The 3991-nt window shown below is 62.7% G+C and carries 2 protein-coding genes; both read right to left on the bottom strand.

Going from position 1 to position 3991, the window contains the following annotated elements:
- Nucleotides 1-2654: type I polyketide synthase (locus C8D90_RS21870; RefSeq protein ID WP_115460557.1), on the bottom strand; the 2654-nt coding region annotated here is incomplete at its 3' end.
- A partial coding sequence (locus C8D90_RS21865; protein ID WP_196238533.1) for a polyketide synthase dehydratase domain-containing protein occupies nt 2642-3991 on the bottom strand: 1350 nt, incomplete at its 5' end. The genes C8D90_RS21870 and C8D90_RS21865, both read right to left, overlap by 13 nt.

The raw sequence follows: 3991 nt of genomic DNA, 5'->3' as shown, positions 1-3991 counted from the left end.
TCTGCGTCCACGCCCGATTCGCGCAATGCCCGGCGGATCACCCTCCCCTGTTGTTTGGGATTGGGTACGGTATACCCATTAACCTTGCCGCCATGATTCAGCGCGCTGCCCTTGATCACGCCGTAAATATGGTCGCCGTCCGCCACCGCCTGCTGCAACGGTTTAAGCACCGCAACGCCAACCCCTTCGCCGGGGACATAACCGTCGCCGTCTGCGCCAAAACTCCGGCAGCGCCCTGTTCCTGAGGCAAATTGCCCGCGCGAAAGCAGCACATATTTATTCGGATGCACGGAAACATTCACGCCACCGGCCAGCGCCACGGAACATTCGCCACGGCGCAGGCTGTGGCAGGCCAGATGGATCGCGGTCAGTGAAGAAGAGCACATGGTATCCACGGCCAGGCTTGGCCCCTGGAAATTGCAGAAGTAAGAAACGCGGTTCGCGATAGACGCCGCGCTGCCGGACAATACTATCTCCTCCCCCCGCGCCTGCGCCTGCGCGCCGTAAAGCTGGTACTCCTCATACATCACGCCGGCGAAAACGCCGGTATTATTGCCCTCAGCGCCCAGCGTCCGCCGGGAATAACCGGCATCCTCAACCGCATGCCAGGCACATTGCAGGAACAGACGTTCCTGCGGATCGATATATTGCGCATCCCGCGGTGAAAGATTAAAAAACAGCGGGTCGAACTCATCCACGCCGTCGATAAAACCGCCCCAGCTACCGTATGCGGCCAGTTTCTCCGCCGGTAATTGATGGAAATAGCGCTGCCATTCCCAGCGCCACGCCGGAAGGGTCGTGATGCTGTCGGTGCCGTTAAGCAGGTTACGCCAGAACTGATTCAGGTCAGTTGCGCCGGGATAGCGCCCGCTCAGTCCGATAATCGCGATATCCAGCGCACCTTCCGCCCTGGCCGCCGGCATCGCCCGTCCGGCGCCCGGCCAGGCTCCGCGCTGCTGCGTCCGGCGCAGGCTGCCGGTCTGCGGTTGTCCGCGCTCCCTACCGTTCTGCCGGGGAGCGGGCGGGGCAATAGCGGGCAAGGCCTGCAACGCATCACCGTGATGCGCCGTAAAGTACTGCGCCAGCCCGGCGATATCCTGATATTCAAACAACAACGTCACAGGCAAAGGGCCGAATACCGCTTCCAGATCGCGGATAATCGTCACCGCCATCACGGAATCAATACCGTAGTTCTCCAGCGGCGCATGCTCATCAATACGGGACGCATCCAACCCCAACGTGCCGGACAGGCACTGTTTCAGGTAGCGCGTCATGCTCTCCGGTGATGCATCATTACCGGCGGCCAGCGCTCCCGGCTTCTTCCCGGAAGGCGCCGGCCTGCTGCCGCCACTTAACCACTGCGACAATTTACTTTCGTCCCCGTGCCACACGGCAAGATGCGCCGCAGGGTAATCCAACGCTCTGGCAATCACCCGTGGCTCCTGCTCCTCCGGCAACGTGATCATCAACCCGTTACGCCGGAGATAAAAAAGCGTGGCTTCATCGGGCTGCATGCCGCCGCCACTCAGCAACGGCCAGCTGAGCGACAGCGTGCGGCCATGGCGCTCCCCTTTTTCCACCCATGACTGACGCAAACGGGCGAAGTGATCCATAAAACCGTTTGCCGCCGCATAGTTGCTCTGCCCCGTATTACCGGCAATCGCAGTCACGGAAGAACAGGCGATCAACCAATCCAGCGTCATGTCACAGGTTGCCAGATCGACGGCCGCCAGGCCGGAAACTTTAGGCGCCAACACCCGTTCCGCATCCTCAGCGCTCATCGCGTGAAGCAGGCGATCGCTTAACGCCCCCGCACAGTGGATCACGCCGTTCAGCCGTCCGTGACGGGCAATAATCCCCTGCGCCAACTCACGCATGGCCTGCGCGTCACACACATCCAGCGCATGCAGTTCCACGCTGGCGCCCAACGCGCGCAACTCATCGGCAAACTGTTGCTGCTCCCCGGCGTCAACGGAGCGCCCGCTCAGCACCAGTACCGGCTGCTTTACCCCGCAGGCTGACTGCGCCAGGCGGCAACCCAGCCCCCCCAGGCCACCGGTAATCCAGTACACACCGTTATCCCGCCACGGTGACGCGTCATCTGCCGCATCTTTGCCGTCCTCAATCGGCACCCAGCGTAAAACCTGGCGCGTATCGCCGGAGAAGCGCACGACGTCCCCCGCCGTATCCGCCTCGCGGCGCAGCATATCCATGCGTTGCGTGCTATTTATCCATCCGGCGGAATCCAACACAATCAGTTGGCCGCACAGCGCGGGATGCTCGCGCTGCACGCTGCGCAGCACCGCGCCCAGCCCCTGCATTACGCCGGCATCCCCTTCATCCGTCACGACCAGTTGCAGACGAACCGGGCGTGAGGGAGGGCGGATAATCTTGTCACGCAGCAACGCCAGCAACTGCACGGCGCAAGCGGTATAACGCCCGGCCACATCGCCCCCGGCGCTCAGCCAAACGCAGCGCGCCGGATCATAGCGACCGGCCGGTGAAACATCCGGCACCGCCTCAACGCCACAAAACACCAACCACAGATCATCATCGTGAAACGCTTGCCCGGCAGGCTGTGGCGGTATCGACGTCTGTTCTGCCCAGAGAGGCTCTAACAGGAATGTCTCCATCCCCCGGTTCACACTTTCCATGAGTCTTCCCTATGTTTCATTTCTTCATCAACCGATTCGTCACCGACGCGCTGCAGCGAAGCCGCACTGCCGCCCGTCAGGCGCATCGTGCAGCCATTCATCTGTATCGCTACCCGTCCTTCGCCGTCAGCAATAGCAATATCCCACTGAGGAACCGCGTCGGTATGCCCGCTCCCGGCCTGCACCACCACGTACGGGTTCTCAGGCAACGGCGCCCAGCAGCGAATTTCCCGCAGCGCAAACGGCAGGGCCAACGCGCCCTCCTGTGCGGCGCCGGCAACGGATTGCAGCGCACCGTCCAGCAGATCCGGCGACCAGAGATATCCGTCGCGCGGCGTACTTACTGCCAGCCTGGCAACGGCCAGCCCGTCGCCCCCGTGCAAGGTTTGCACCACGCGCAGACCCTCACCGTACTGCAGCCCCAGGCGGGCAAACTGCTCATACAGCGGATCGCCGCCAACGGTTAGCGCACAGCGCGCAGTCAATGCGGCCAGATCCAGCACCGGCGCTTCACCGCGCGTTGCCGGCGCAGCGTATCCCTGACCGTAAATCACCGTTTGCTCACTCTCTTCGCTGTAGATCTCATAGGCAATGCGCCCGTCATCCTGAGGCACCAGCGCGATACGGACCTCCCGCTCTCCGGCGACCGTCAGCGGGCGCAGCCAGGTCACGCTCTCCAGGCGAATGTCCGCGCTGTCCGGTTCGCCGCCCAGCGCCAGGCTGACCGCCGCCCGCGCCCACTCCAGCTGAGCAACGCCCGGCAGCACCGCGCGCCCCATAACCTGGTGATCGCGCAACAGCCACGTCTCATCCGTCAGCAATGAGCTATAACGTAATTCATTGATATCTGAGATATTTAGATGTACCAGCGGATGCTGGCGCCGTGCCGCCGTCATCATGCCCGGCGCCGCCTTTTCCGCGAACCAGCAACGTTCGCGGGCAAACGGATAAGTTGGTAAGCGCAGGCGGTTGGGCTGCCGCCCCGGGTAAAGTTGCGGCCAGTCAATTTCCAGCCCCTGAACCCAAAGCTCGGCCAGCTTGTCCAGCTTCCCTTTCGCGATCCAGGCATCAATGGCTGACTGCAGATCCTCATCCGTGCGGAATATCGACAACGTCTCGCCGGTGCGTCTGACTTCGCCGCGCCAGATCCCCGTCGTCAACGTCCCGTCGCATACGCCGCGCAACTGTGTCACCAGCGCTTCCTGCGACTCCGCCGTCAGCGCCAGACGATGCTCCATCGCATCACGCCCTACCTGCAGCGTATACGCCAGATCCGTCAGGTTCACCGCCTGTTGCGACAGGTGCGCTGACAGCTGTTCCGCACGCCGCATCAGCGC

The organism is Enterobacillus tribolii (assembly GCF_003363015.1).
GTDB classification, from domain to species: Bacteria; Pseudomonadota; Gammaproteobacteria; order Enterobacterales; family Enterobacteriaceae; genus Enterobacillus; species Enterobacillus tribolii.
The sequence above is the reverse complement of the archived record's forward strand: the minus strand, read 5'-3'. Positions and strand labels throughout refer to the sequence as shown.